Origin of the sequence: Flavobacterium ammonificans, from assembly GCF_020885975.1 — a bacterium.
Taxonomy (GTDB): Bacteria; Bacteroidota; Bacteroidia; order Flavobacteriales; family Flavobacteriaceae; genus Flavobacterium; species Flavobacterium ammonificans.
The window spans coordinates 1428935-1453934 of record NZ_AP025183.1 but is presented as its reverse complement, the minus strand read 5'-3'; the positions used below and the strand labels follow the sequence as shown (position 1 = coordinate 1453934).

At 32.1% G+C, this 25000-nt stretch carries 24 protein-coding genes; 15 read left to right on the top strand and 9 right to left on the bottom strand.

All coding sequences use genetic code 11. The annotated features are described in order from the left end of the window. Positions 1-10: 10 nt before the first annotated feature. Positions 11-976: a sodium-dependent bicarbonate transport family permease gene (locus LPC23_RS06575; RefSeq protein ID WP_229323805.1), complete on the top strand. Its 966-nt coding sequence runs from the start codon at positions 11-13 to the stop codon at positions 974-976. 139 nt (positions 977-1115) lie between these two features. Then, a complete protein-coding gene (locus tag LPC23_RS06570) occupies positions 1116-2057 on the top strand; it encodes a LysR substrate-binding domain-containing protein (RefSeq protein WP_229323803.1) in 942 nt (313 codons plus the stop codon). A gap of 23 nt (positions 2058-2080) precedes the next feature. Here the strand turns inward: LPC23_RS06570 and LPC23_RS06565 are convergent, their stop codons facing one another. Both LPC23_RS06565 and mnmC2 read right to left on the bottom strand, forming a co-directional pair. Next, positions 2081-2275 (bottom strand): hypothetical protein, encoded by a 195-nt coding sequence (locus tag LPC23_RS06565; protein ID WP_229323801.1) that lies wholly within the window; start codon positions 2273-2275, stop codon positions 2081-2083. 106 nt (positions 2276-2381) lie between these two features. Then, entirely contained in the window at positions 2382-3047 is a 666-nt protein-coding gene (gene mnmC2, locus LPC23_RS06560; protein ID WP_229323799.1) for a tRNA (5-methylaminomethyl-2-thiouridine)(34)-methyltransferase MnmC2, read from the bottom strand. Positions 3048-3308: 261 nt separating this feature from the next. Here mnmC2 and LPC23_RS06555 point away from each other — a divergent pair, with 261 nt between their 5' ends. Continuing rightward, positions 3309-4352, top strand: a complete 1044-nt coding sequence (locus tag LPC23_RS06555; RefSeq protein ID WP_229323797.1) for a branched-chain amino acid aminotransferase — start codon at positions 3309-3311, stop codon at positions 4350-4352. Between the two features lie 55 nt (positions 4353-4407). Here LPC23_RS06555 and LPC23_RS06550 read toward each other — a convergent pair whose 3' ends face one another. Next, positions 4408-4794, bottom strand: coding sequence for a nucleoside triphosphate pyrophosphohydrolase family protein (locus tag LPC23_RS06550; protein WP_229323795.1), 387 nt, complete (start codon positions 4792-4794; stop codon positions 4408-4410). Positions 4795-5135: 341 nt separating this feature from the next. On the opposite strand from LPC23_RS06550, the gene LPC23_RS06540 reads away from it, so the two are divergent. Genes LPC23_RS06540 through LPC23_RS06525 form a run of 4 tightly spaced genes read left to right on the top strand, consistent with a single transcriptional unit; the run spans position 5136 to position 7754 of the window. Next, a complete protein-coding gene (locus LPC23_RS06540; RefSeq protein ID WP_229328996.1) occupies positions 5136-6230 on the top strand; it encodes a transcriptional regulator in 1095 nt (364 codons plus the stop codon). Positions 6231-6284: 54 nt separating this feature from the next. Next, positions 6285-6827, top strand: coding sequence for an RNA polymerase sigma factor (locus tag LPC23_RS06535; RefSeq protein WP_229323790.1), 543 nt, complete (start codon positions 6285-6287; stop codon positions 6825-6827). Between the two features lie 33 nt (positions 6828-6860). Next, a complete protein-coding gene (locus tag LPC23_RS06530) occupies positions 6861-7274 on the top strand; it encodes a hypothetical protein (protein ID WP_229328995.1) in 414 nt (137 codons plus the stop codon). 18 nt (positions 7275-7292) lie between these two features. Beyond that, positions 7293-7754: a sensor of ECF-type sigma factor gene (locus LPC23_RS06525; RefSeq protein ID WP_229328993.1), complete on the top strand. Its 462-nt coding sequence runs from the start codon at positions 7293-7295 to the stop codon at positions 7752-7754. A gap of 32 nt (positions 7755-7786) precedes the next feature. Here LPC23_RS06525 and LPC23_RS06520 read toward each other — a convergent pair whose 3' ends face one another. From LPC23_RS06520 to LPC23_RS06510, 3 genes are all read right to left on the bottom strand, one after another. Beyond that, complete coding sequence (locus LPC23_RS06520) at positions 7787-8851, bottom strand: WD40/YVTN/BNR-like repeat-containing protein (RefSeq protein ID WP_229328991.1); 1065 nt, start codon at positions 8849-8851, stop codon at positions 7787-7789. Positions 8852-8929: 78 nt separating this feature from the next. Next, positions 8930-10060 carry a 4-hydroxyphenylpyruvate dioxygenase gene (hppD, locus tag LPC23_RS06515; RefSeq protein ID WP_229328989.1) on the bottom strand — a complete coding sequence of 377 codons (1131 nt, stop codon included), beginning with the start codon at positions 10058-10060 and terminating at the stop codon, positions 8930-8932. 31 nt (positions 10061-10091) lie between these two features. After that, on the bottom strand, positions 10092-11249 hold the full coding sequence (locus tag LPC23_RS06510) for a homogentisate 1,2-dioxygenase (protein WP_229328987.1): 1158 nt from the start codon (positions 11247-11249) through the stop codon (positions 10092-10094). 239 nt (positions 11250-11488) lie between these two features. On the opposite strand from LPC23_RS06510, the gene LPC23_RS06505 reads away from it, so the two are divergent. Then, positions 11489-12487 carry a fumarylacetoacetate hydrolase family protein gene (locus LPC23_RS06505; protein ID WP_229328985.1) on the top strand — a complete coding sequence of 333 codons (999 nt, stop codon included), beginning with the start codon at positions 11489-11491 and terminating at the stop codon, positions 12485-12487. 34 nt (positions 12488-12521) lie between these two features. Further along, positions 12522-13415: a flavin reductase family protein gene (locus LPC23_RS06500; protein ID WP_229328983.1), complete on the top strand. Its 894-nt coding sequence runs from the start codon at positions 12522-12524 to the stop codon at positions 13413-13415. An 18-nt stretch (positions 13416-13433) separates the two neighbouring features. Here LPC23_RS06500 and LPC23_RS06495 read toward each other — a convergent pair whose 3' ends face one another. After that, on the bottom strand, positions 13434-15194 hold the full coding sequence (locus LPC23_RS06495; protein WP_229328981.1) for an aromatic amino acid hydroxylase: 1761 nt from the start codon (positions 15192-15194) through the stop codon (positions 13434-13436). Between the two features lie 173 nt (positions 15195-15367). On the opposite strand from LPC23_RS06495, the gene LPC23_RS06490 reads away from it, so the two are divergent. The 3 genes from LPC23_RS06490 (at position 15368) to LPC23_RS06480 (ending at position 19622) form a co-directional block, all read left to right on the top strand. Next, positions 15368-16216 (top strand): hypothetical protein, encoded by an 849-nt coding sequence (locus tag LPC23_RS06490; RefSeq protein WP_229328979.1) that lies wholly within the window; start codon positions 15368-15370, stop codon positions 16214-16216. Positions 16217-16325: 109 nt separating this feature from the next. Next, complete coding sequence (locus tag LPC23_RS06485; RefSeq protein WP_229323771.1) at positions 16326-18287, top strand: KUP/HAK/KT family potassium transporter; 1962 nt, start codon at positions 16326-16328, stop codon at positions 18285-18287. Positions 18288-18404: 117 nt separating this feature from the next. Beyond that, positions 18405-19622, top strand: a complete 1218-nt coding sequence (locus LPC23_RS06480) for an RsmB/NOP family class I SAM-dependent RNA methyltransferase (RefSeq protein ID WP_229328977.1) — start codon at positions 18405-18407, stop codon at positions 19620-19622. 65 nt (positions 19623-19687) lie between these two features. On the opposite strand, the gene rho is transcribed toward LPC23_RS06480, so the two are convergent. Then, positions 19688-21373: a transcription termination factor Rho gene (gene rho / locus LPC23_RS06475; RefSeq protein ID WP_229328975.1), complete on the bottom strand. Its 1686-nt coding sequence runs from the start codon at positions 21371-21373 to the stop codon at positions 19688-19690. A gap of 186 nt (positions 21374-21559) precedes the next feature. Here rho and LPC23_RS06470 point away from each other — a divergent pair, with 186 nt between their 5' ends. The 3 genes from LPC23_RS06470 to LPC23_RS06460 all read left to right on the top strand — a co-directional run bounded on the left by LPC23_RS06470 (position 21560) and on the right by LPC23_RS06460 (position 24488). After that, a complete protein-coding gene (locus LPC23_RS06470; protein ID WP_229323766.1) occupies positions 21560-21973 on the top strand; it encodes a DUF4293 domain-containing protein in 414 nt (137 codons plus the stop codon). 138 nt (positions 21974-22111) lie between these two features. Further along, positions 22112-22774 (top strand): response regulator, encoded by a 663-nt coding sequence (locus LPC23_RS06465; protein ID WP_229328973.1) that lies wholly within the window; start codon positions 22112-22114, stop codon positions 22772-22774. Continuing rightward, on the top strand, positions 22743-24488 hold the full coding sequence (locus tag LPC23_RS06460; protein ID WP_229328971.1) for a tetratricopeptide repeat-containing sensor histidine kinase: 1746 nt from the start codon (positions 22743-22745) through the stop codon (positions 24486-24488). Before LPC23_RS06465 ends, LPC23_RS06460 begins: the two co-directional genes overlap by 32 nt. Before the next feature lie 5 nt (positions 24489-24493). Here the strand turns inward: LPC23_RS06460 and LPC23_RS06455 are convergent, their stop codons facing one another. Next, positions 24494-24988 carry a metallophosphoesterase family protein gene (locus tag LPC23_RS06455; RefSeq protein WP_229328969.1) on the bottom strand — a complete coding sequence of 165 codons (495 nt, stop codon included), beginning with the start codon at positions 24986-24988 and terminating at the stop codon, positions 24494-24496. Between the last annotated feature and the right edge of the window lie 12 nt (positions 24989-25000).

Genomic DNA, 25000 nt, shown 5'->3' with positions numbered 1-25000 from the left:
AATTAAAATAATGAACACAAATTTACTGATTGAAAACCTCACAAATCCAGCCCTTCTTTTCTTTGTACTAGGAATTATTGCCGTTTACTTAAAAAGTGATTTGGAAATTCCAGAGAACTCATCAAAATTTATATCACTCTACTTACTTTTTGCAATTGGATTTAAAGGGGGGCAAGAACTTTCGCATGAAGAATTTACTAGTGAAATTATTTGGTCCATGCTTTTTGGAATCGGAATTTCAGCTTTCATACCGTGTTACACCTTTTTTATATTAAAACGTAAATTAAATGTATTTGACGCAGGAGCTATTGCGGCGGCTTACGGTTCGGTTAGTGCAGTGACTTTTGTAACTGCAGTGTCATATCTTGAGGCACATCAATTGGAGCTACACGGCCATATGGTTGCAATAATGGCTTTAATGGAATCCCCAGCAATAATCATTGGACTATTGCTAATATCAAATTATGACAATTCAGAAAAGAAAAAAATTAATCAGAAGTCAATTTTAAAGCATTCACTTACTAATGGAAGTGTGCTATTAATTTTAGGAAGTTTAATTATTGGCTTCTTTGCTGATGCTAAACAAGCTGAGGGAATAAAGCCTTTTACTAATGATTTGTTTAAAGGATTTTTAGCTATTTTTCTTCTAGATATGGGAATTTCTAGCGGTAAAAAATTAAAATCATTCTTTAACTGTGGATGGTTTCCATTCGTTTTTGCAATTGTGATTCCAATCCTCAATGGATGCCTTTTTGCTGTGCTAAGTTCCTTTGTCACTGATGAAATTACCAATCGATTTATTTTTGCAATACTTGCTGCGAGTGCTTCTTACATAGCTGTTCCAGCAACAATGAAAATTACTGTTCCTAAAGCTAATCCTGGTTTGTATTTACCAATGGCTTTAGCAGTAACATTTCCAGTAAATATTACTATAGGAATGCCTATCTATTTGTCCGTCATCTATAATACTATGTAAAATAGAACGCAACTTTTTGGTTGACTTTTAAAAATTCATTTTCATTAGATAACAATTCTACATTTTTTTAAAATTATTAGAAAACGTTATATAAGACAAACTTATTGTTTTTATATTTGCATAAATAAATACTATTATAATGACAATCACTCAATTGAAATACGTACTGGCTGTTGCCGAATACAAGAATTTTACAGTAGCAGCAGATAAATGTTTTGTAACTCAGCCAACACTAAGTATGCAAATTCAAAAAATTGAAGAAGAACTTAGCATTCAAATTTTTGACCGTACAAAAAAACCGATTCAATTGACAGATATTGGTCTTAAAATAGTATCACAAGCTAAGAATATTGTGAATGAGGCTGACAGAATTCAAGATATCGTTGAACAACAAAAAGGATTTATTGGGGGTGAATTTAGATTAGGAATAATTCCAACGATTATGCCTACGTTGTTACCTATGTTCTTAAATAATTTTATCAAAAAATATCCCAAAGTTAAATTAATAATTGAGGAATTAAATACTGACGAAATTATCACTAAATTAAATAACGGACATTTAGATGCCGCTATTGCTGCTACACCTCTACAAGAAGAAAAAATTAAAGAAATTGTGTTGTACTTTGAGCCATTTGTGGCTTATATCCCTGAACAACATCATCATTTTAATAAACAAGAAATTGAAGTTGCAGATTTGAATATAGATGAAATTCTTTTACTACAAGACGGACATTGTTTTAGAGATGGGATACTTAATCTATGTAAAAATAACAGCAAAAATGACATTAATCATTTTCAAATCGAAAGTGGAAGTTTTGAAACTTTAATAAAATTAGCAGACGAAGGATTAGGTACTACTCTATTACCATACTTACATACCTTGGATTTAAAAGATGCAGACAAGTTAAAATTACGTCATTTTAAAGAGCCCAAACCAGCTAGAGAAGTGAGTTTAATTTATCCAAAAAGTGAATTAAAAATACACATCATCGATGCATTACGTACAACCATCTCTGGAGTCATAAAAGGAGCTATTACATTTCAAAATGTTGAAATAATTAGTCCGCTACAAAAAAAATAAAAAGGCAGAAATTCTCCTTTTTTTTATTTGATTACCTCTAAACAAGGTTTTAATTCTGGTTTTTCTTTTGTGAAATTTAACAACCATACTTTAAGTTGCTCCATTTCATAAGGAAGTAAGGAGCGAATAGCTTTTTGCAATTCTTTATAAAAAAGTGCTGGGTCAAAACTCACTCTTTCTAAAATTGATTTTGTGTAGTCAAGCATAACTTTGGTCATAATGAATTCAATTTGGGTTAAACATTCATTTTAGTATAGTGTAAATATAAATCACAACTTTCAATTTCAAATGAGTTTTAACTTTGTTTTAAGTCATTATTAACTATCACTTATACTTAGTAGCCCTGAACATTTCTCTCTTCCCTGGAGGTCCCGGAAGTTTTTCTACAGTAAAACCTACTTCTATCATACTTCTTTTTACTACACCTCGTGCTGCATAGGTTACTAATTTTCCTCCCGGTCGCAATGCTGTATGCATTTTTTTAAATATAGAAGTACTCCATAAGTCGGGTTGAACTCTGTAACCAAAAGCGTCAAAATAAATTAAATCGTATTGTTCACAATCAGTAATTTCTTCAAAAAACTGTTGTCTTTTAGTAATGGTAAAAAAAGGATCAATCACTACCTTTTCCTCCCAGTTTGATTCATGAAATAAATTAAAAATCGCATTCTTATCATCCGCATTCAATTCTGAAACATAATTCATAGCACTTAATTCAGAAATACTTACAGGATATGCCTCTACTCCGACATAGTTAATTTCCAAATCTAACTTTTTAGATTCGAGATAGGTAATAAATGCATTCAGACCTGTCCCAAAGCCAATTTCAAGAATTGAAACTGATTGATTTTGATATAAAGCAAGTCCATTCTTAATAAATACATGTTGTGCTTCTTGAATAGCACCATGTTTGGAATGATAACATTCATCCCAATCTTTAATATGTATGGTAGTTGAGCCGTCTTTAGTTCTAATTATTTCTCTCTCCAAAAGGTACTATTTAAATTTAAATTCATTATTTCACGAATTTAAGTTAAAAACTTAAGGTGTACGCATTAGAAATCGGAATTTTGTTAGTGTATAATTAACAAATCGTCTGAAAATATAGGATTAAATTTAAAAATGTATAAATCTCAGTTATTTGACACTATTTCTGTTTATTTCATAAGTTTCGTGATGATTTTTTTTTAATTTTGCAACAGTTTATTTTGCTTAAAAACATTTAATTACATAAAACTAATCAAGCCTAAAATGGAAATAATAAAAGCAACTAGCACAAAAATTAAAGATGTTGATTTTGAAAATTTAAGCTTCGGCGCAATTTTTACAGATCATTTATTTGAATGTGACTTTATAAATGGCGAATGGCAAACTCCAACAATCAAGCCCTATGCCCCTTTCTTAGTTGATCCTTCGTTAAAAGTATTTCATTACGGACAAGCCATTTTTGAAGGTATGAAAGGATACAAAGATGAAAACAATGACATTTGGTTATTTCGTCCAGAAGAAAACTTCAAACGATTTAATAAATCTGCAGAAAGAATGGCTATGCCAGAAGTTCCTGAAGAAGTGTATATGAACGGTTTAGTTGAGCTATTACGCATTGATAGAGATTGGCTTCAAAAAGGAAAAAACCACTCTATGTACATTAGACCTTTTATGATAGGAACAGGTACCGGGGTTATTGCTAACCCGTCGAATAATTATAAATTCATGATTATAATGTCTCCAGTAAAATCCTATTATGCAGGAGAGGTTAAAGTTATAATTGCAGAACATTTCAGTAGAGCTGCGAATGGTGGTATTGGTTATGCTAAAGCTGCAGGAAATTATGCCGGACAGTTTTACCCTACCAATTTAGCTAACAAAGAAGGATTTCAACAAATTATTTGGACGGATGATGCTACACATACTAAGTTAGAAGAAGCCGGAACGATGAATGTTTTTTTCCGAATTAACAATACATTAATAACTGCTCCCGTAAGTGAACGAATTTTAGATGGTGTAACTAGAAAATCTTTGTTGGATTTAGCTAAAAGAAATGGAATGGATGTAGAAATTAGATCTGTTTTAGTGGACGAACTAGTTGAAGCAGCCAAAAACGGATCTCTTCAAGAAATATTTGGCGCAGGAACTGCGGCTGTTATTAGTCCAATTAGCGGTTTTTCATACAAAGACACCTATTATGAATTGCCAAAAAATGAAAATCCTTGGTCGTTACAACTAAAAGAAGAGTTAACCAATATTCAACACAAAGTAAGTGAAGATCATTTTGGTTGGACTTTCAAAGTATAATTTTTTAAAAAGCGATTTTCATCAGAAAATCGCTTTTTTTTAATCAAAATTTCAATTATTCCATTATGATTTTAGAAAAGTCCGGTTTAAAATAATTGGGACCTTTCATTACTTTTCCATCTTCGCGATAAATTGGATTTCCATCTTCTCCTAACTTACTCATATTGGAGCGCTGAATTTCATCAAAAACAGCTTCTATTTTATGCTGCAACCCGTGTTCAATGATGGTGCCACAAAGAATATACAACATGTCTCCTAGGGCATCGGCAATTTCAACCAAATCGTTATTTAATACCGCTTCAAGATATTCCTCATTTTCTTCTTTCATTAAATTATATCGAAGCTGTTTTTTGGTTTCACCCAAATCAGCAATTGGAAATTCACTATGACCTATTCTAAAAGCCGTATGGAATTCTTTGACTGCGTTAATTTGTTTTTGCATGATTTTAATCTTTAAATGATTTCGAAAATTAATAACTATTCCTGAACAATTGACTAAATTTGCTTTAAAATTTTACACTATGTTTAGCACCGGACAATTAATCTTTGGAATTATTTTCTTTTTTGCCTTTTTAATTGCAATGTTTTTTGCCTATAAAAAAGATGCAAAACTACACCAGTTATTCTATAAAGGAAATTATAAGATACTTTTAGGATTTGCTCTTTTCATCGTTTTACTGTTTGTAATTAAGATTTTCTTCAAGCGCTAGTTTATCAGTATTCCTGCTTATAATTAGATTTAAATAGCTAACTTTACGTTAGTAACCCATTAGTATTCCCAAAATGAAAATCTTAAAATACATATTCCTATTACTAATTCTAAGCTTTATCTCTTTTTCTGTATTTATTGCTACCCAAAAAGGAACGTTTAAAGTAGAAAAAAGTAAATTAATTAAAACTACAAGGGCAAATGCGTTTGGTTATGTCAATGACTTTCAAAACTGGGAAGATTTTATGGTATTTATTGACGGAGAAAAAAGTGTTCAGTCCCGTTTTTCAAAAAAGTCAATCAGTCAAAATGCTCAATATTCATGGATTGGAACTGAAAATAGTGGATGGGTCGAAACCAATTCATTCCAAGAAAACTCCCGTATTGATCAAAAAATGAATATTGAAGGTTCTGAATTTTATATTACTTGGGTATTCAAAGACACTTTAGGTGGAACTAAAGTAACTTTAAAATCAGAAGGTGAAATGAGCTTTTCATACAAGATTTACAATGCACTTAATGGAGGTGCTGGAAAAATTATTGGGAATCTATTTGAAAAAAGCTTAGTTAATCTAGATAAAAATCTAGACTATGAAATCAATACCTACAAGATCAATATTAAAGGAGTAGTACAAAAGAAAGGTACTCCCTATTTGAAACAAACATTTACTTGTAAAATCAATACCGTTTTAAAAAACTCAAAAATTGTTTTTCCAAAATTAATTGCTTTTTGCGATCAAAATCAGATAGAGCGAAATGGAAAACCATTTATTATCTACCACACCTACGATACAAAAAATGGTCTAGCTAAAATCTCTCTATGCGTTCCAATCAAACAAGCTATAATGACAAGCGATGGAAGCGATATTTTGGCCGATGAGTTAGCTCCATTTAAAGCTATTAAAACTACTTTATACGGTGACTACTCGCATATTAAAGAAGCGTTGAAAAAAACCAATGCGTACATAAACCAAAAAATAATTACCATAGATTCCGATTTTTCTCATTTAGAAGTATTTAGTATTGGTAAATCTGAAAGTAAATACCCGTCCCAATGGAAAACAGAAATCTACTTTCCTATTCGCTCTAAAAAAACTAGTCCAAAAGTGGAAGTTAAAACTGAAGATACAAATCCAATCGAATCTGAAATTAATCCCACAACAATTTAATTGTTCATTTAAACCTTTTGATTGAATCAAAATCTAATTAGTTAAACCAAAGTTTTGGAAGAAGAAAAGGATTTTATTAAACTACTGTTGGATCCCAAAACGCAAAATGAAGCGTTTCAAAAACTCTTGAATACCTACCAAAAGCCTTTATATTTTCATATTAGAAACATTGTGTTAAATCATGACGATGCAGATGATGTATTGCAAAACACGTTTTTAAAAATATATCAATACTTAAAAAACTTCAAAGGAGATAGCAAACTCTTTTCTTGGATGTATCGAATTGCAACTAATGAAGCATTGACGTTTCTCAAACAAAAAGCACAACGCAATAAAGTTTCAGTCGAGGAGCTAAATTCCAAAATAATTGATAATCTTAGTGCAGATAGCTATTTTGATGGTGATGAAATCCAAATTAAATTACACAAAGCGATTGCGCTTCTTCCTACAAAACAACAATTGGTTTTTAAAATGAAATATTTTGAGGAATTGAAATATGAAGAAATTGCAAGTATTTTAGATACGTCTGTAGGAGCATTAAAAGCGTCTTACCATCACGCATCAAAAAAAATAGAAGCTTATATGCATCACAATTAAACCTTTACATCATTACAAAGTCTAATTAACGTTATGGAAAAAGATAAATTAAATACAAAATCAAAAATCACTTCTGGATTTTCTACTCCAGAAAATTATTTTGTTGATTTTTCAGATAAGATACTTTCAAAATTACCTCAGGAGGAAAGTAAAATAATCTCTTTGAAGACTGACAAAAAGTATTGGCTATTTGCAGCCGCTGCTGCAGTTTTAATTCTGCTTTCAATACCTGTTTTCAATTTAATTCAATCAAACTCAGCAGAATTAGATTCTGCCACTTATGAAGATCATTTTGTATACCACTCAGAAATTGATGCTTATGAACTTATCAATGATTTGGATGGAAAAGATCTAGACACACTTAAGTCTCAATTAATTGTTCAAGACGAAACATTAGAAACCATTTTAGCAACAAGTCCTTCTATAGAAATCTTACTATCAGAATAACCATTTAAAAATACCACCATGAAAATATCCTCTATTATAGCGCTGCTTTTTTTATTGATTTCTTTCAATTCTCAAGCTCAATCAGACAAAATGAAAGAAAAAAGAGAGCAAATTAAATCCATGAAAATTGAATTTCTAACTACTGAATTGGACTTAAGTCAAAGCGAGGCTGATAAATTTTGGCCTATCTACACTGCTTTTGAAGATAAAGAGTTTGAATTGAAACACTCTAAATCAAGAACATTGATCAAAAAATACAATGAGAGTAAAGATAAAATGACAGAAAAAGAGGCAAGTCTTTTATTGAACCAAATGGACAAAAACGAAGAAGAATTATTTTTGCTTAGAAAAAAATTTGCAGCTAATTTGAAAGGAGTTATCCCTCCATCAAAAATAATTCTCCTAAAAAAGTTAGAAGAAGATTTTAATAGAAAATTATTAGCCCAATACCGAAATAAAGGGCAACAACGAAAAGATTAAATGCAAAAAAAATAATGAAAAACTAATGTTCACTACTTCTTAAAATGAATTAGAATAATTTTATTTTTTCCAGTAGCAACAGCAGTAACGTCATTTATCATTCTAATAGTATACAATGTTTTATCTGAACTGAATTGTTTCCAAGTATGTCCGCGATCTCCAGAATAAAAAATTCCTGATGCGCCAACAGATACCAATTCGTTTCCTTTACTTCTTGGAACATACTGCACACAAGACGCATAACCAAACCCTAAATTTTGAGCTACTAAATTCCAAGTTTTACCGCCATCTAATGTGAGTGCTTTATTATCGTAATTTTGCTCTAAATTCTCATAGTTACCTCCAGAAATAAAACCAATTTTATCATTGTAAAAATCGGCAGTAAATATTCCTGTCATGGATTTACCTTGAACTATAGGAGTGGAATATACTTCCCAATTTTTTCCTTTATTATTTGAAAAAAACACCCTTGATTGTTTTCCTCCAGATACCACCCAAGTTTTTTCTTTTTTGGTAATAATACTCGTATTACTCGCAGCAAAAAAAGCTTCTCCTTCTTCTAATTTTGGCAATTGACTAGCTGGTATCTTTTGCCAAGTTTTACCGCTATCTTTGGTAACAATCAAAGAAAAACTTGATGCAATGGGATCGCCAATTGCAATTCCTTCTTTATCATTCCAAAATTGCATACTATCATAAAAGACTTTTTCATGCTGTTCATGATATACTAATTCATAACTTAAGTCTTGTTTATCAATTCGATACAATAATGCTGGATTGGCAACGCTTAACACAAAAATAAAGTGTTTTGTTTGAGCAATACTTCTAAACTCTGTTTGCTTATTGGAACCTATTTCGATTTCTTTTTTTTGTAACGATACTAAATCTATACAGCCAAATCGAGACTTATCAGCAGAATACCAAACTTTATCATTAGCGATTGTGATTGCTCTAATACTAATTTTATCCATTAACAATGTATCTACTCTTTCTATACCTGAAAGCGCAATAGATTGATTCTCTGAATGCCTTAGTCCTATAGAAGAACAGGAAGAAAGTGTTAGAAACACTAAAAAATAAACCAAAAATTGTTTCATAAAATGGAATTAAAATAAAAAAACAGTAGCTGGTTAAAACTACTGTTTTTAAATGAATTAGAATACATTAATTTTTTATTACAAATTTCCTCTTAATTCTTGTTCTCGTTCTAGAGACTCAAATAATGCTTTGAAATTTCCAGCACCAAATGATTGTGCTCCTTTTCTTTGAATAATCTCAAAAAATAAAGTAGGTCTATCCTCAACAGGTTTTGTAAAAATTTGCAACAAATACCCTTCCTCGTCACAATCAACTAAAATCCCAAGACTTTTTAAAACTGATACTTCTTCATCTATTGATCCTACTCTGTTAGATAACATTTCATAATAGGCATTGGGTGGAGCGCTTAAAAATTCGACTCCATTAGCTTTCAATTGTGTTACTGTAGAAATTATGTCATTAGTAGCCACTGCGATATGCTGTACTCCTTCCCCTTCATAGAAATCTAGATATTCCTCTATTTGAGATTTCTTTTTGCCAATAGCAGGTTCGTTAATTGGAAATTTTGAATAACCGTTTCCGTTACTCATTACTTTACTCATCAATGCAGAGTATTCAGTATTAATTTGTTTATCGTCAAAAGTTAGGATATTGACAAATCCCATTACCTCTTCGTACCACTTAACGGTTTCATTCATACGGTTCCAACCCACGTTTCCAACACAGTGATCAATATATAATAGACCTGCATCTTTTGGATTATAGTCTGATTTCCACTCTTGGTAACCTGGCATAAATAAACCTTTGTAATTTTTTCTTTCAATAAAAAGATGCACTGTCTCTCCGTAGGTGTAAATTCCTGACATGCGAATTTCTCCATTCTCATCTTTCAAAGTAGTAGGCTCTAAATAGGTCTTACCTCCTCTTTTTGTAGTTTCTTCAAAAGCTAAATAAGCATCATCCACCCATAAGGCAAGTACTTTAACACCATCGCCATGTTTTTTAGCATGTTCAGCAATAGGACTATCGGATTTTAAAGCTGTAGTTAATACCAAACGGATTTTCCCTTGTTGTAAAACATACGATGCTCTATCTCTAACTCCGGTTTCAGGACCCGCATAGGCAAGCGATTGAAACCCAAAAGCAGTCTTATAATAATGCGCTGCTTGTTTAGCATTTCCAACATATAATTCAATAAAATCAGTTCCATTGATAGGAAGAAAGTTTGGCGCTTTAGCGATCTTTTCAGCAAAAGTTTCAGTATTCATATATAGTATAAAAATTTAATTGTACATAATTTTAAGACTGCCAACTAGCAAAATAGTCTTCGTCTTCTATGGCTAAAGCCTCTTCAGTAATCATTAATGGCTTGAATGGGTCTATCATCACAGCGAGTTCTTCTGTACTTTCTTTTCCAATCGATTTCTCAACAGTTCCAGGATGAGGTCCGTGCGGAATTCCAGCAGGATGCAAAGTGATTTGACCTTTTTCTACACTTTTACGGCTCATGAAATCGCCATCAACATAGTACAATACTTCGTCACTATCTACATTACTATGATGGTAGGGCGCTGGAATTGACAAAGGGTGATAATCGTATTTTCTTGGAACAAATGAACAAATGACAAAATTATGCGCTTCAAAAGTTTGATGCACAGGAGGCGGTTGATGTAATCTACCAGTAATAGGTTCAAAATCATGTATTGATAAAGCCCAAGGATAATGAAAACCATCCCAACCCACAAAATCAAAAGGATGTGTTCCGTAAGTATAGGGATACATCATTCCTTGTTTTTTTATTAAGACTTTAAAATCTCCGATCTGATCTATCGTTTCTAAATCTTTAGGTTTTCTTATATCTCGCTCACAATAAGGAGAATGTTCTTGCAATTGACCAAATGCATTTCTATAACGCTTTGGAGTTTGAATGGAACTAAAACTTTCGACAATAAAAAGTCGGTTTTTTTCATCGTCAAATTCAATTTGATAAATAGTTCCTCTTGGAATAACTATATAATCGCCATAACCAAAACTAAGTTTACCAAAACCAGTTTTTAATACACCTGAACCTTCATGAATAAATAGGACCTCATCAGCTTGACTGTTCTTATAAAAATAGTCTGTCATCGATTTTTTTGGGGCAGCTAGAGAAATATGCAAATCATTATTTGCCAATATCACTTTTCTACTCTCTAAATAATCATCTACAGGCTGAATTTTAAATCCTTTTAAACTGGTATGCTTCAAATGTTTCTCACGCGCTATTTTAGGCTCTACAGAATAAGGAGTTCCCATAGATTTAACTATTGTAGGCGGATGGCAATGATACACTAAAGAATACAAACTCGAAAAACCCTCTGTAGAAACTAGCTCTTCTGCATAAAGTTCCCCGTCAGGTTTGCGAAAAACGGTATGTCTTTTTAAAGGAATTTTTCCTAAAGAATGATATATTGGCATACTTCAAATATTTAAAAGTCAACTTAGTTAAAATAAATAAAAAAGAATCTAATTGCAATTACCAAAAGCAGATTTAGTAATATAAAATATTCAATTTAATTACGACATATCAATTTTTTTAATGATTTTCTGATGATATGACATATTCTCAAAAAGAAATCCAAATTTAATTAAAATATTCTTAATTTTACGTCGCTTTGATTTATTTTTACACATCACTAAATAATACCCATTTCAATATGAAATTAGTAAGTTACTCACAAGACAAAAAAATACATTTAGGAATTATGGTTCATAATTCTATTTATAATTTAAATGCTATTAATGAATTGATTCCAAATGATATGGCAACTTTTCTTGAAGGTGGCCAATCAATGATGGATAAAGCCAAATTAGTTGAAACATCAATTCTTAATGATAGTAGTATTGCAACACCAATTTCTAATTTCAATCTCCTAGCGCCAGTTCCAAAGCCTAGCTCTTGTAGAGATGGATATGCTTTTAGACAGCACGTTGCTTCGGCAAGAAAGAATCGTAAATTAGATATGATTCCGGAGTTTGATCAATATCCAATATTCTATTTCACAAACCACAATGCGATCCAGGGGCCAGGAGATATAGAATGTATGCCCGATCACTTTGAAAAATTAGATTTCGAATTGGAAGTAGCAGTAGTAATTGGTAAAAAAGGTAGAAATATCTCTGCCAAGGATGCTGATTCTTATATAGCTGGCTATATGATAATGAACGATATGAGCGCAAGAACGCTTCAAATGGAAGAAATGATTTTGAATTTAGGACCTGCAAAAGGGAAGGATTTTAGCACAGTGATTGGACCTTGGTTAGTAACTCCTGACGAGTTAGAACCCTATAAAGTTCCAGCCAAACCAAATCACGTTGGAAATAATTATAATCTAACGATGAGTTGTAAAGTCAATGGTATAGAAGTATCTCGTGGTAATATGGCTGATATGGATTGGACTTTTGCAGAAATTATAGAGCGATGTGCCTATGGAGTAGATATATATCCTGGAGATGTAATTGGATCCGGAACAGTGGGTACTGGATGCTTTTTAGAACTTAATGGAACCGGATTACTAAATGACCCTAGTTTTAAACCACAATGGCTACAAGACGGAGATACTGTAGACATGGAGATTACTGGTCTTGGTGTATTGAACAATACAATTAAAAAAGTGGATACCAATTTTTCTATTTTAGCATTAAAAAAAATATAACCAATTAGTACTATACTACTAAAAAAGTAAACATATGATTACGCTTAAATGTGAAGACCTTTCAACGGTAGAGCTGCAAAATTATTTACAGTACGCTATAGCTCCTAGACCAATTTGCTTTGCCTCAACAATTGATTTAGAGGACAATATCAATCTTAGTCCATTTAGCTTTTTCAATATGTTTAGCACAAACCCACCCGTTTGTATTTTTTCGCCTGCAAGAAGAGTTCGTGACAACACGATAAAACATACGCTTGAAAACGTAATGGAGGTCAAAGAGTGTGTGATCAATATTGTCAATTACGATATGGTACAACAAATGAGTTTAGCAAGTTCTGAGTATGCCAAAGGCATAAATGAATTTGAAAAATCGGGATTCACAATGTTACCTTCGGAAGTTGTTCGTCCGCCAAGAGTAGCAGAAGCTCCTGTACAATTTGAATGTGTTGTTAATCAGATAATTCCTCTTGGAGATCAAAATGGAGCAGGTAATTTAATTTTAGCTGAAATAAAATTAATTCACATTTCTGAAGCTGTACTTGGTGACGATGGAAAAATTGATCAAAACAAAATGGATTTAGTAGCACGTCTTGGAGGCGACTGGTATTGCAGAATAACAGAAGACAATTTATTCAAAATTCCAAAACCAATAACCACTAACGGCATTGGTGTTGATTCGTTGCCAGAATCAATTCGAAATTCTAAAATTTTAACCGGAAATGAATTAGGTTTACTAGGCAATATGCCCAATATTCCAAATCCAGTTGCAATTGAAAACAAAAGAGAATGGCCTCAACTAAAAGCCATTTTAAATACTTCAGATACTGATGTAGATGCAAAACAACTTCAAATTCACCAATTAATTAGTTCACTTTTGAAAAATTCTGAATTTGAAGCTGCTTTAGAAATTGCTTTTTTAACTATTTAGAAAAGCAATTTCTATTTCTTAACTTAAAGTTTCGATTACCATTAATCCATCAGAAATTAACTTACTAAAGTTAGGATTTTCTTTGATTTTTGTATTTAAATGATTTCGCAAATCAGTACTAAATGAGTGATCGAAATTAGCCGTTTTAGCAATTTCATATATTTCGAACAAGCTCAACCAATCTTGCGGATAATCTTCCTTAATTTCCTGAACCAACTCAGGTAGTTTTGTAAATTCTTCTTGTTTCTCTCTAATCTGACGAATTGTTGCATAAATAGCTTGTAATCTTAGCTCTTCAGCAGAGAAGCAAAGATTCTTGCTTTTTTGAGTGGCAACAGATTCTTGAATAATGCATTTTGACTTATCTGCAACTCCATTAAATACAGATACAATCTTCTCCCCCACTGCCATATCATATATCCCCCATTCTGGTAAAAACAATACTTTCAAATCTTGATCAAGGACAGTACAATTTTCAAAACTAATGAGAATAATTTTATCACCATTCTTAAGAATATTAAGCACGGTTCCACTAACTTGAATCCCACTTTCAAAAACCAATTGGGTAAAACTACCCATTGCAATATGGAGCTTTTCTAAATCTTCCGGAGAGGCGTCTTCTAATGAAACCTCTAAAGAATTCAACTTACCAACAGGAGACGAAAATCCAGCAGCATGATAATCACTTCCTTGATTGGGTAATTCTGTATCATTACACGCTAAAGAAGTAGGACCCTCTGTTTTAATAAAAGACAAATTATTGTTATGATCTGTATAGAACAAACTAAATACTCCCGTAACTTGAAGTCCTGAACTATATACTGCAGTGCAAGTATTTTGGCACTCAATAGCCTTTGAAATTCCCGACCAACCACCTGTTCTAAAAGCCATACTATTAGCAAAATCTTCCAGAACATCCATCAAATTTTGAAAATTAGGGGTCACAAATAATTGAGGTTGCGGTTTTGTAATATCGTATGAATAATGAATTGCATTAGAATCATATAGCAATTTTGGAACATCTTTGCTCATACAAGTAGCACTTTCGCCAATAGAGGACAACAAACCTGCTCCGTAAATTTTAGGATCGTCTAAAGTCCCAATTAAACCATATTCTACTGTCCACCAATGCAAACGACTTAACAATGCCATTTCTGAGGGTTCACCCATATTCTGTGAAATGGCCTTAAGTTTATTTTCTACAAGCTCAATTTCTTCTGGAGTAGAATCTAAAGCTTCTTTCAAAATAGACAACTCTCTAATTGCTTCATACAATTCAAAATCTTTTTTGGAAAACATAGCCTTGGAACCAATAGAACCAAAATAACTTAAATATGAACTGTATTCTGCATCAGCAATAATTGGAGCATGTCCAGCGCTTTCGTGAATAATATCGGGTGCTGGAGTATATTCAATATGATTAATCTGTCTAATATCTGCAGCAATAACTAAAACATGATAAGCTTGAAATTCCATAAAGGCCGCTGGAGGAATAAATCCGTCAACAGTAACAGCACCCCATCCAATCTTGCCCAAATTGTCATTCATTTTTTGCAAATCAGGAATAGACTCTATACTTAATCCAGCAATTTCAAGACCTTTAATGTATGGATAATAAGCAACATTTTTTAAATAACTGTAGTTTTGACGCATTACATAACGCCATACAGCATGATCTATCGAAGTATACGTATCGTAATTTTGATCAACAATAAATTGCTTCAAATGTGAGGGCAAACCCGCCACCTGAATATTATTAAAATCATTAAAGCTTTTCATATTTCAAAAATTAGCATTGCTAAATTAGTAATTTGAACTGATTTTTAATTGCTTTTTTTAAATAATCAATTAAATAATATGTTAAAAAATAATTATAATACAATTACTTCATAACAAAATTAAATTGGCACAGTAATTGGAAATATTTAAAAGCAATTTAAAACTAACGAATTATGAAAACGAAACTATTTTTTTGGAGCTTAGTTGGAATCTTAACTTTTCAAAATATTGAGGCTCAAAATAGAGCGAATATAAACGCTGTAAACTCTCAAATCAGTGCTGATTTAGATTTAAAATCAATTGCTAGAATTTTTGGAGAAGCACAAAATTTAGAAGATTTTGAAATACGATTGAATGATCCAGAATACCAAATATCCAATTTAGATTTAAATGAGGATAACGAAGTAGACTATCTTAGAGTTGTTGAATCTATAGAAAACAGATCTCATTCAATCGTAATCCAAGCTGTTTTAGACCATACACTTTTCCAAGATGTGGCAACTATTACTTTAGAAAAGAATAATTTGAATTCAGCACCAATTACTATTATCGGAAATCAAAGTTTGTTTGGTTCTAACTACTATTACAGACCTGTTCTTCATAGGAATCCAATTATTTTAAATCTAATATGGAAATCGAATTACAGACCCTATTATTCAAATTGGAGATGGAAGAAGTATCCAAATAGTTTTTGTTCAAGAAAACCTTTTGGCGCTATTAAATTCAGACACAACAAGAGGGCACCCTTCAATTTATATCATTATAGATCTATTCCAAAACAAAATAGAAACTACTATCCTGTAAGCAATCAGAGCAATTTCAACAAACGAATTGAAAAAACAAAACAGAACAATCGCAGAGCAAACTATCACACCAATTCGAGACCGATAGTACCTATACCGGAGCAAGAAAACAAGGTAGCATTAGAACTAAATGAAATAGAAATACATAAAAGAAGAACACAGTATGTAGACATCCCGAAAAACTCTGAAAACTCTAGACAAATTAGTCGACGAAATTAAAAATAACATCGCATCAATAAAAACACGATAAATCAATCGTGTTTTTTTTATATTTTTTGAACTCATATATGTAAAAAGAGTAAATTTGCCCTCTTTATAATTGAATATCATGAGCGTAGCGCACAAAGATCTGCACAGTAAATTAACACTTGGCGGATTATTAGTTTCATTGGGAATTATTTATGGTGACATTGGAACTTCCCCATTATATGTAATGAAAGCCATTCTTGGAAATCATATTATTGATGCCAACATTGTTTTAGGTGGAATATCTTGTGTTTTCTGGACACTTACCTTACAAACTACAATCAAATACGTACTAATCACTTTAAGCGCTGATAATCATGGCGAGGGTGGAATTTTTGCTTTGTACGCTTTGGTCAAAAAAACAAAAATCAGATGGCTCATAGTCCCTGCTATAATTGGGGGAAGCGCATTATTAGCTGATGGAATTATCACACCTCCTATCTCGGTATCATCTGCAGTTGAAGGAGTTAGAACATTTTACCCAGAAATCAATACAATCCCAATTGTTATTGGAATTTTATTTATTCTTTTTACCATACAACAATTTGGAACTAAATTAGTTGGAAAGTTTTTTGCACCAATGATGTTAATTTGGTTTAGCATGTTAGCTATTTTGGGAGGAATTCAAATTTTCAAGCACGTTGAAGTTCTTCAAGCCATTAATCCTTACTATGCTTATAAGTTATTATCCATTCACCCAGACGGTTTTTTTGTTCTTGGGTTTGTATTTCTATGTACAACTGGAGCTGAAGCATTGTATTCAGACATGGGGCATTGCGGAAGAAAGAATATCCGAATCAGTTGGATTTTTGTTAAAACTGCTTTAGTTCTTAATTATTTTGGTCAAGGGGCTTATTTAATTCATCACGAAGGAGAAACTCTTCAAAGTCTGGGTGGAAAAAATGGAAATCCTTTCTACTTAATTATGGCTGATTGGTTCCAACCCATAGGAATTGTAGTTGCTACATTGGCAGCTGTAATTGCATCACAAGCTTTAATTAGTGGTTCGTTTACCTTAATTAACGAAGCCATGCGTTTGAACTTCTGGCCTAAAGTGAAGATCAAATACCCTACAGAATTGAAAGGACAACTCTACATTCCTTCTATCAACTGGTTGTTGTTTGTAGGTTGTGTTGGAATTGTGTTGCATTTTGAGGAATCAAGTAATATGGAACATGCCTATGGATTAGCTATTATTTTATGCATGATAATGACGACATTACTTTTAAATTATTTCTTAATAATGAAAAGGGTGAAATGGTATTTATATGTTCCATTAATTGCGATTTATTTAGCAATTGAATTCAGTTTTCTATCGGCTAACATAACAAAATTTGCAGAAGGAGGTTATGTAACACTATTAATTGCAATTACTCTTATTTCAATTATGACGATCTGGTATGTGGCTAAAAAAATTAATAAAGCCTATACTAAAATTGTGAAAATTGAAGATTATAAAAAAGTGCTTAGTGAGTTAAGTGCTGATTTATCTATCCCGAAATACGCAACTCATTTAGTATATATGACTAATGCGGGAAGAATCGATGAAATAGAAGAAAAAGTAATGTATTCTATTCTTCAAAAAAGACCAAAAAGAGCTGATTTGTATTGGTTTGTTCATGTCAATATACTTACAGAACCGTACAAAACTGAATACAAGGTAACCGAAATTTTAAAAGATGATATCTATCGAGTTGATTTCAACTTAGGTTTTAGAGAACCAACTAAGATCAATTTAATGTTCCGAGAGGTTTTGAAGGATATGGTTAAAAATGGAGAAGTAGATATTACTAGCCGTTACGAATCATTGAATAAAAACAATATCCTCGGAGACTTTAAGTTTGTATTGTCTGAGAAATTCTTATCTAATGATAGCGATTTATTGTGGCATGAAAAATTAGTAATGAATTCCTATTTCTTTATCAAAAAACTAAGTTTATCTGAAGAAAGAGCATTTGGATTAGATAGTAGTTCTGTGAAAATTGAAAAATTCCCATTAGTACTTCATGCACCAGAAAATATAGGATTAACAAGACTAAAATAAAAACACTCTATTTATAGTAAACTTAAGACACTGTTTCACCACAGTGTCTTTTTATTTAAAGGATTAAATTTAGCTTTCCAATCAATAAATAGTACCTTTGCATTTCAATTTTTTACAATGAGATTACACAGAAATTTAGTTTATACTACCATTGACGCTTTAAATGCTATCTTCAATGAAGGAGAATATGCAGACAAAGTGGTAGCACGTTCCTTAAAAAAAGACAAACGTTGGGGAAGTTCCGACAGAAAGTTTGTTGCCGAAACCATATACGAAATAGTCCGCTGGAAGCGATTGTATTCTGAAATTGCCGAAGTTAAAGAACCTTTTGACAGAGACAATTTATGGAGAATTTTTGCGGTTTGGGCAGTTTTAAGAGGATATCCAATTCCTGATTGGCGCCAATTAGATGGCACTCCTGAACGAAAAATTAAAGGTCGTTTTGATGAATTGTCTAAAATTAGAACCTTCAAAGAGTCTATTCCTGATTGGATGGACGAAATCGGCGTGAAAGAATTAGGAGAAAAAGTTTGGTCAAAAGAAATTGCAGCTCAAAATCAACCAGCAAAAGTTATTCTTCGTGTCAATACCCTTAAAACTACCAAAGAGAAGTTAAAAGCTATCTTGATGGATTTGAATATTGAAACCGACTATTTGAAAGACCAGCCTGATGCTTTGGTTTTAAAAGAAAGAGCCAATGTCTTTTTAACAGACGCTTTTAAGCAAGGTTTCTTTGAAGTGCAAGATGCCAACTCACAATTAGTGGCTGCTTTCCTTGATGTAAAACCTGGAATGCGTGTAGTGGACACTTGTGCTGGTGCGGGAGGAAAAACATTACACATTGCCTCCTTAATGGAAAATAAAGGACAATTGATTGCTATGGATTTATACGAAAGTAAACTAAAGCAATTAAAACTGAGAGCGAAAAGAAATAGCGCTTTCAATATCGAATACCGTATAATTGACTCAACTAAAGTCATTAAAAAATTACACGAAAAAGCAGATCGCGTATTGATCGATGCTCCCTGTAGCGGTTTGGGAGTTTTAAAAAGAAATCCTGACGCTAAGTGGAAATTGCAACCTGAGTTTATTGATAACATTCGTAAAGTGCAATCTGAAGTTTTAGAAAACTATTCTAAAATTGTAAAACCAGGCGGCAAATTAGTCTACGCTACTTGCTCTATTTTACCTTCGGAAAACCAAGAACAAGTACAACGTTTCTTGACAACCGAAATCGGAAAACAATTTCAGTTTATTGAAGATCGAAAAATATTGGCTTCAGAATCAGGTTTTGATGGATTTTATATGGCGTTGTTAGAACGTAAAAACGCATAACCAATTTATATTAATCATAAAAAAAGTCCCAATTGGGACTTTTTTTATGCAATTATAGTTCAGAATTAATCATTCATTGAAATCAAAAATTCCTCGTTATTCTTAGTTTTTTTGAATCGGTCATTGATGAAATCCATTGCTTCCACAGGATTCATATCCGAAAGGTATTTACGCATAATCCACATACGTTGTAAGGTTTGTGGATCCAACAATAAATCATCTCTTCTCGTACTAGAAGATGTTAAATCAATTGCAGGGAAGATACGCTTGTTAGCAATTTTTCTATCCAATTGTAATTCCATATTTCCAGTTCCTTTGAATTCTTCAAAAATCACCTCATCCATTTTAGAACCCGTTTCGGTTAACGCTGTAGCAATAATACTCAACGAACCTCCATTTTCTACATTACGAGCTGCTCCAAAGAAACGTTTTGGTTTTTGTAAAGCATTGGCATCTACACCACCACTTAATACTTTACCAGAAGCGGGTTGAACTGTATTGTAGGCTCTTGCTAAACGAGTAATCGAATCCAAAAGGATTACTACATCGTGACCACACTCTACTAATCTTTTGGCTTTCTCTAAAACAATGTTGGCAATTTTAACGTGTTCTTGTGGTTCTCTATCAAAAGTAGAAGCGATAACTTCTCCACGAACACTGCGTTGCATATCCGTAACCTCTTCTGGACGTTCGTCAATCAAAAGAACAATTAAATAAACCTCAGGATGATTAGCAGCAATAGCATTAGCAATGTCTTTTAACAACATTGTTTTACCTGTTTTAGGTTGTGCTACAATCATACCACGTTGTCCTTTTCCTATTGGAGAAAACAAATCAATAATTCGCGTGGAAATAGTACTTTGCTTTTCAGCTAATTTGAATTTTTCTTTTGGAAAAACAGGCGTTAAATGTTCAAATGAAACTCTATCGCGAACCACTTGTGGATCATGACCATTAATTTTTAATACGCGTACTAATGGAAAGAATTTCTCTCCTTCTTTTGGAGGGCGTACCACTCCTTTTACAGTATCTCCAGTTTTTAAACCAAATAGACGAATTTGAGAAGTTGATAAATAAATATCATCTGGCGAAGCCAAATAATTATAATCAGAGGAACGCAAGAAACCGTAACCATCAGGCATCATTTCTAATACACCTTCACTTTCAATGATTCCATCAAACTCATAATCCGAGTGACCAAAATTACTTTTCTTGTTCTTTTGGTTCGGATTCTGATTCTGGTTTCCGTTTTGATTTGGATTCTGGTTTTGTTTATTTAATTGATTTGGATTTACTTTTTTAACAACCGCTGGAGTTTCTCCAGATTCATTAGTAGCAGTTTCCAATGGCAATTCAGGTGCTCCTGTAGTAACTTTTGTGGTTACTTTTTCTTTTTTTGCTATCTTTTGTTCGTAAGCCAATTTATTGAACTTAACTATTTTAGGAGCCTCACTTTCTGAAGTCTCAGAGGCAATTTCAGCTCCATTAGATGTTGTATTGAAAACCTCTTCGGTATCCTGAGTCGCTTGAATTGATTCTTTTTTTGAAGGAAGTATTCTTGCTCTTTTAGGTTTTTCAGTACCTACTTCAACTGATGTATTGTCTTCTTTTGAAGTTGCAAGTTGTTGCTCTACAATTTGAGCAATTAAATCTTCTTTTTTAACCCCAGCAAACTTTATGGTTTTAGCTAATTTAGCAATGTCTTGAAGCTCAGAAAGCTTCATGTTTTTTAATGCAGAAATATCAAACATGAATGTTCTTGTTTTAATTTATTTTTTTTTAGGAAAACTGTTGTGAAAGATAAGCAGTAAAGTTTATTGGATTGTCCGCAAGATGAAGTGCTTACGATATAACTATGCAATAATACGAATATTTTTTAATCATACAATAGTATTTATAAAAAAGAAAACTTTATTTTTGTTGTTCATTTAATTACAATGATACAAAGAATACAAACCTTATATCTTTTAATAGCTTTTATAGTTACAGGCGTACTCCCATTTGTTTTTCCATTATGGACATTAGCAAATGGCAATGACTTTTTATTTATGCAAAATCAGTTGTACGTTATCCTTTTTGGTTTGAGTACCACTATGAGTTTGTTAAGTATTATTTCGTATAAAAAAAGACAACATCAGTTTGTTATTGGCAGACTGAATATCATATTAAATTTAATTTTATTAGGATTATTTGTTTATCATTCACTAAATCTATCCGGAGAGACTCCAGCAGTTTCAGAGAAGGGTATTGGGATGTTTCTACCTATCTTGGCTATCGTATTATTAGGTTTTGCTAATAAGGCCATCAAGAAGGATGAAGATCTTGTAAAATCTGTGGATCGATTGAGATAAACCTATAAACTTAGTTTATTAGTGCGAGAAAAACCCGAATGTAACAATTCGGGTTTTTTATTTTTATTAAATTTCGAGCCAAAGAAGTTATATTCGTCAAATTTTCTTACATTTGAAATTGAGACACCCCCAGAACGAATGGAAAACAAAATAAAAATCTATCTCGCTGATGATCATCAAGTCCTTCTTGATGGACTTCTTATTTTGCTTAAAACAGTCGCTAATTTTGAAGTAGTAGGATTTTCTCTTAATGGATACAATCTGTATGAAGAAGTAGAAAAAACAAATGCAGATGTATTAATTCTTGATTTAAATATGCCAGAAAAAGATGGTATTGAAGTAATTAAAGAATTTGCCCAAAAAGGAATTCCCTGTAAAGTGATCATTTTATCTAGTTACGACGATTTAAAATTAATCAAGGAGGTGATGCGATTAGGAGCTAATGGTTATCTAACAAAACAATGTGCTGGAGAAAATATAGTTGAAGCCATACAAGCCGTTAGTAATGGAGAGGACTATTTTTGTAGATCTGTTAGAGAAAAAATATTTAATCTAGTTACTAAAGACAATCAAAAAGTAAACCCCAATTTTACTCTTGCCAATACAATTTTAACAGAAAGGGAATTGGAAGTAATCACCCTTATTTCACTTGAATTAAGCGGGAAAGAAATTAGTAATAAATTATTCATAAGTACTAATACCGTAGAAACCCATCGGAAAAATATTATGAAAAAAATTGGTGCTAAAAACACGATTGGATTGGTCAAATATGCCATTAAAAATAACCTTATTAAAGATTAATTTTTTTCTAAAATTTATGGCTTTTAATCGTATTTCATACCTTTTTATTCTTGTTTTACTTTTATGGAACTGTTCTGTTATATCTCAGAACAAAATAGTTTCTAAAAAAGAAACAGAGAAAGAATTGAAAGAGGCTATTCGATTAATGCGTAAAGGGAGCTATGATAAATCCCTTGTAAAATGCCGAACCATTCTTCGTAATGCAATAACACTAAAAGACAATGATATTATTGCGTCCACTTATAATACTATTGGAGGTAATTTTGATTTATTCTCAAATCCAGAAAAAGCCTTTTTTTACTATAAAAAAGGACTAATTTATGCAGATCGCACTAATAATTTAAAATTAAAAAATTTACTACATAACAATCTAGGAAATATCTACTGTTTCGATAAAAAGGAATATCAAAAAGGTATTGAACATTATAAACAATCTCTCGAATACAGTGAACAAATTAAAGATTCTGCTCGACTTGTTTTAACCAATTTAAATGTTGCGTGGGCTTACTTTGATATCAACGAGTTTGACAAAGGTATTCCCCATTTACAGTTTACTAAACTTCATCATGAAAAGCATGGAAGCGACTTAACTATTGTTGCTCTAAAAATGCTTAACGGTATCTACTATGGAGTAAAAAAAGAGCATTCTAAAGCTGAAAGTAATTTTAACGAAGCGATTCAGCTTGGCAATGCAGGTGATGAAAAATTTGACTTAGCTCTAACACATCAAGAGTATGCTAAATATCTAAATTCAGTTCAAAAACACAAAGAGGCTTTTGACCATCTAGCTACTTACAATACAATTACTGATGAGTTAAATGCAGAGGACAAATTAAACAAAGCAAAAAATGAAGGTCTTAATTTAGAAATTGAAGAATACAAGAGAGAGGTCGAAAAAATTGAATCTGAATTTAAAACACAACAAGACGTTTTAAATCAGGAAAAATTGATGACAAGACGAAAACTTATTGCTATAATTACGCTTTTCTTAATAAGTATAGTATTGTTTTATTTTTACTTACAAAATTCAAGACTTATCCAGAAAAATAGATTAAGTGGTTTGCGAAATAAAATCCAACAAAACATTATAAACGCAACTATTTCTGGCCAAGAAACGGAACGAAAAAAAATCGCATCCTTTTTACACGACAATATTAGTGCCCTGTTATCCTCAGCAGGATTGCATCTTAGTGTTATTAAAAAAAATAACAGTAACTCTAATGAAGATGAAATCACAAAAACGATTCATCTTTTAGAAGAAGCTCACAATAAAGTGAGAGATTTGTCTCACGAATTAATTCCTGCTCTCTTAGTTCGATTTGGACTTCTTTTTGCTTTAGAAGATTTATGCGAAAAGAATTCTAACTCTACTTTACAATTTCAGTTTGAATGTAATATCAATAATAGCCAGCGGTATACAGAAGATTTTGAAATTAAAGTTTACTTTATAATTTCTGAACTTATCAATAATATTGTCAAACATAGTAAAGCGACTACAGCTAAAATCATAATTAAAGAAAACGCAAATTACTTTAAAATTCAAGTTATTGATAATGGAATCGGTTTTGATACCAATCAATTTCAAATAATTGAGGGATTTGGTCTCAACCAGATTAGAGCTAGAATTAATGTGATGAGGGGAAATTTAAATATCGACTCAAAAATAGAAAAAGGAACAACAATTAAGATTGATATTCCAAATTCCAAAGCGTAATAGATTTACCGCTTGTCTATTTCGATAATTTCTAATTCTTTAATTGCATCCCCGTCAATTATAAATCGTAGCATCGTTCTCACTTGATGGAAACCACTTTTGCCCGCTGCACCCGGATTCATAAATAACAAATTATTCTTCTTATCAAATTGTACTTTTAGAATGTGCGAATGTCCGCAAATAAATAATTGAGGTGGATTTTGTTCTAATTCGGAACGAACAGCTTGATTGTATTTTCCAGGATAACCACCAATGTGGGTAATCCAAACCGAGACTCCTTCACAAAAAAACCGATGATGCAATGGAAATTCTAAACGAGCTTGTGCATCATCAATATTACCATAAACAGCGCGAAGTGATTTTAATTTTTTAATTGTATCCGTTACAACAAGGTCCCCAATATCTCCTGCATGCCAAACCTCGTCTGCTTGAGCGACATATTTAAGAATCGTATCGTCAATATGACTATGAGTATCTGAGAGTAAAAGAATTTTTTTCATTGTAAGCGAACT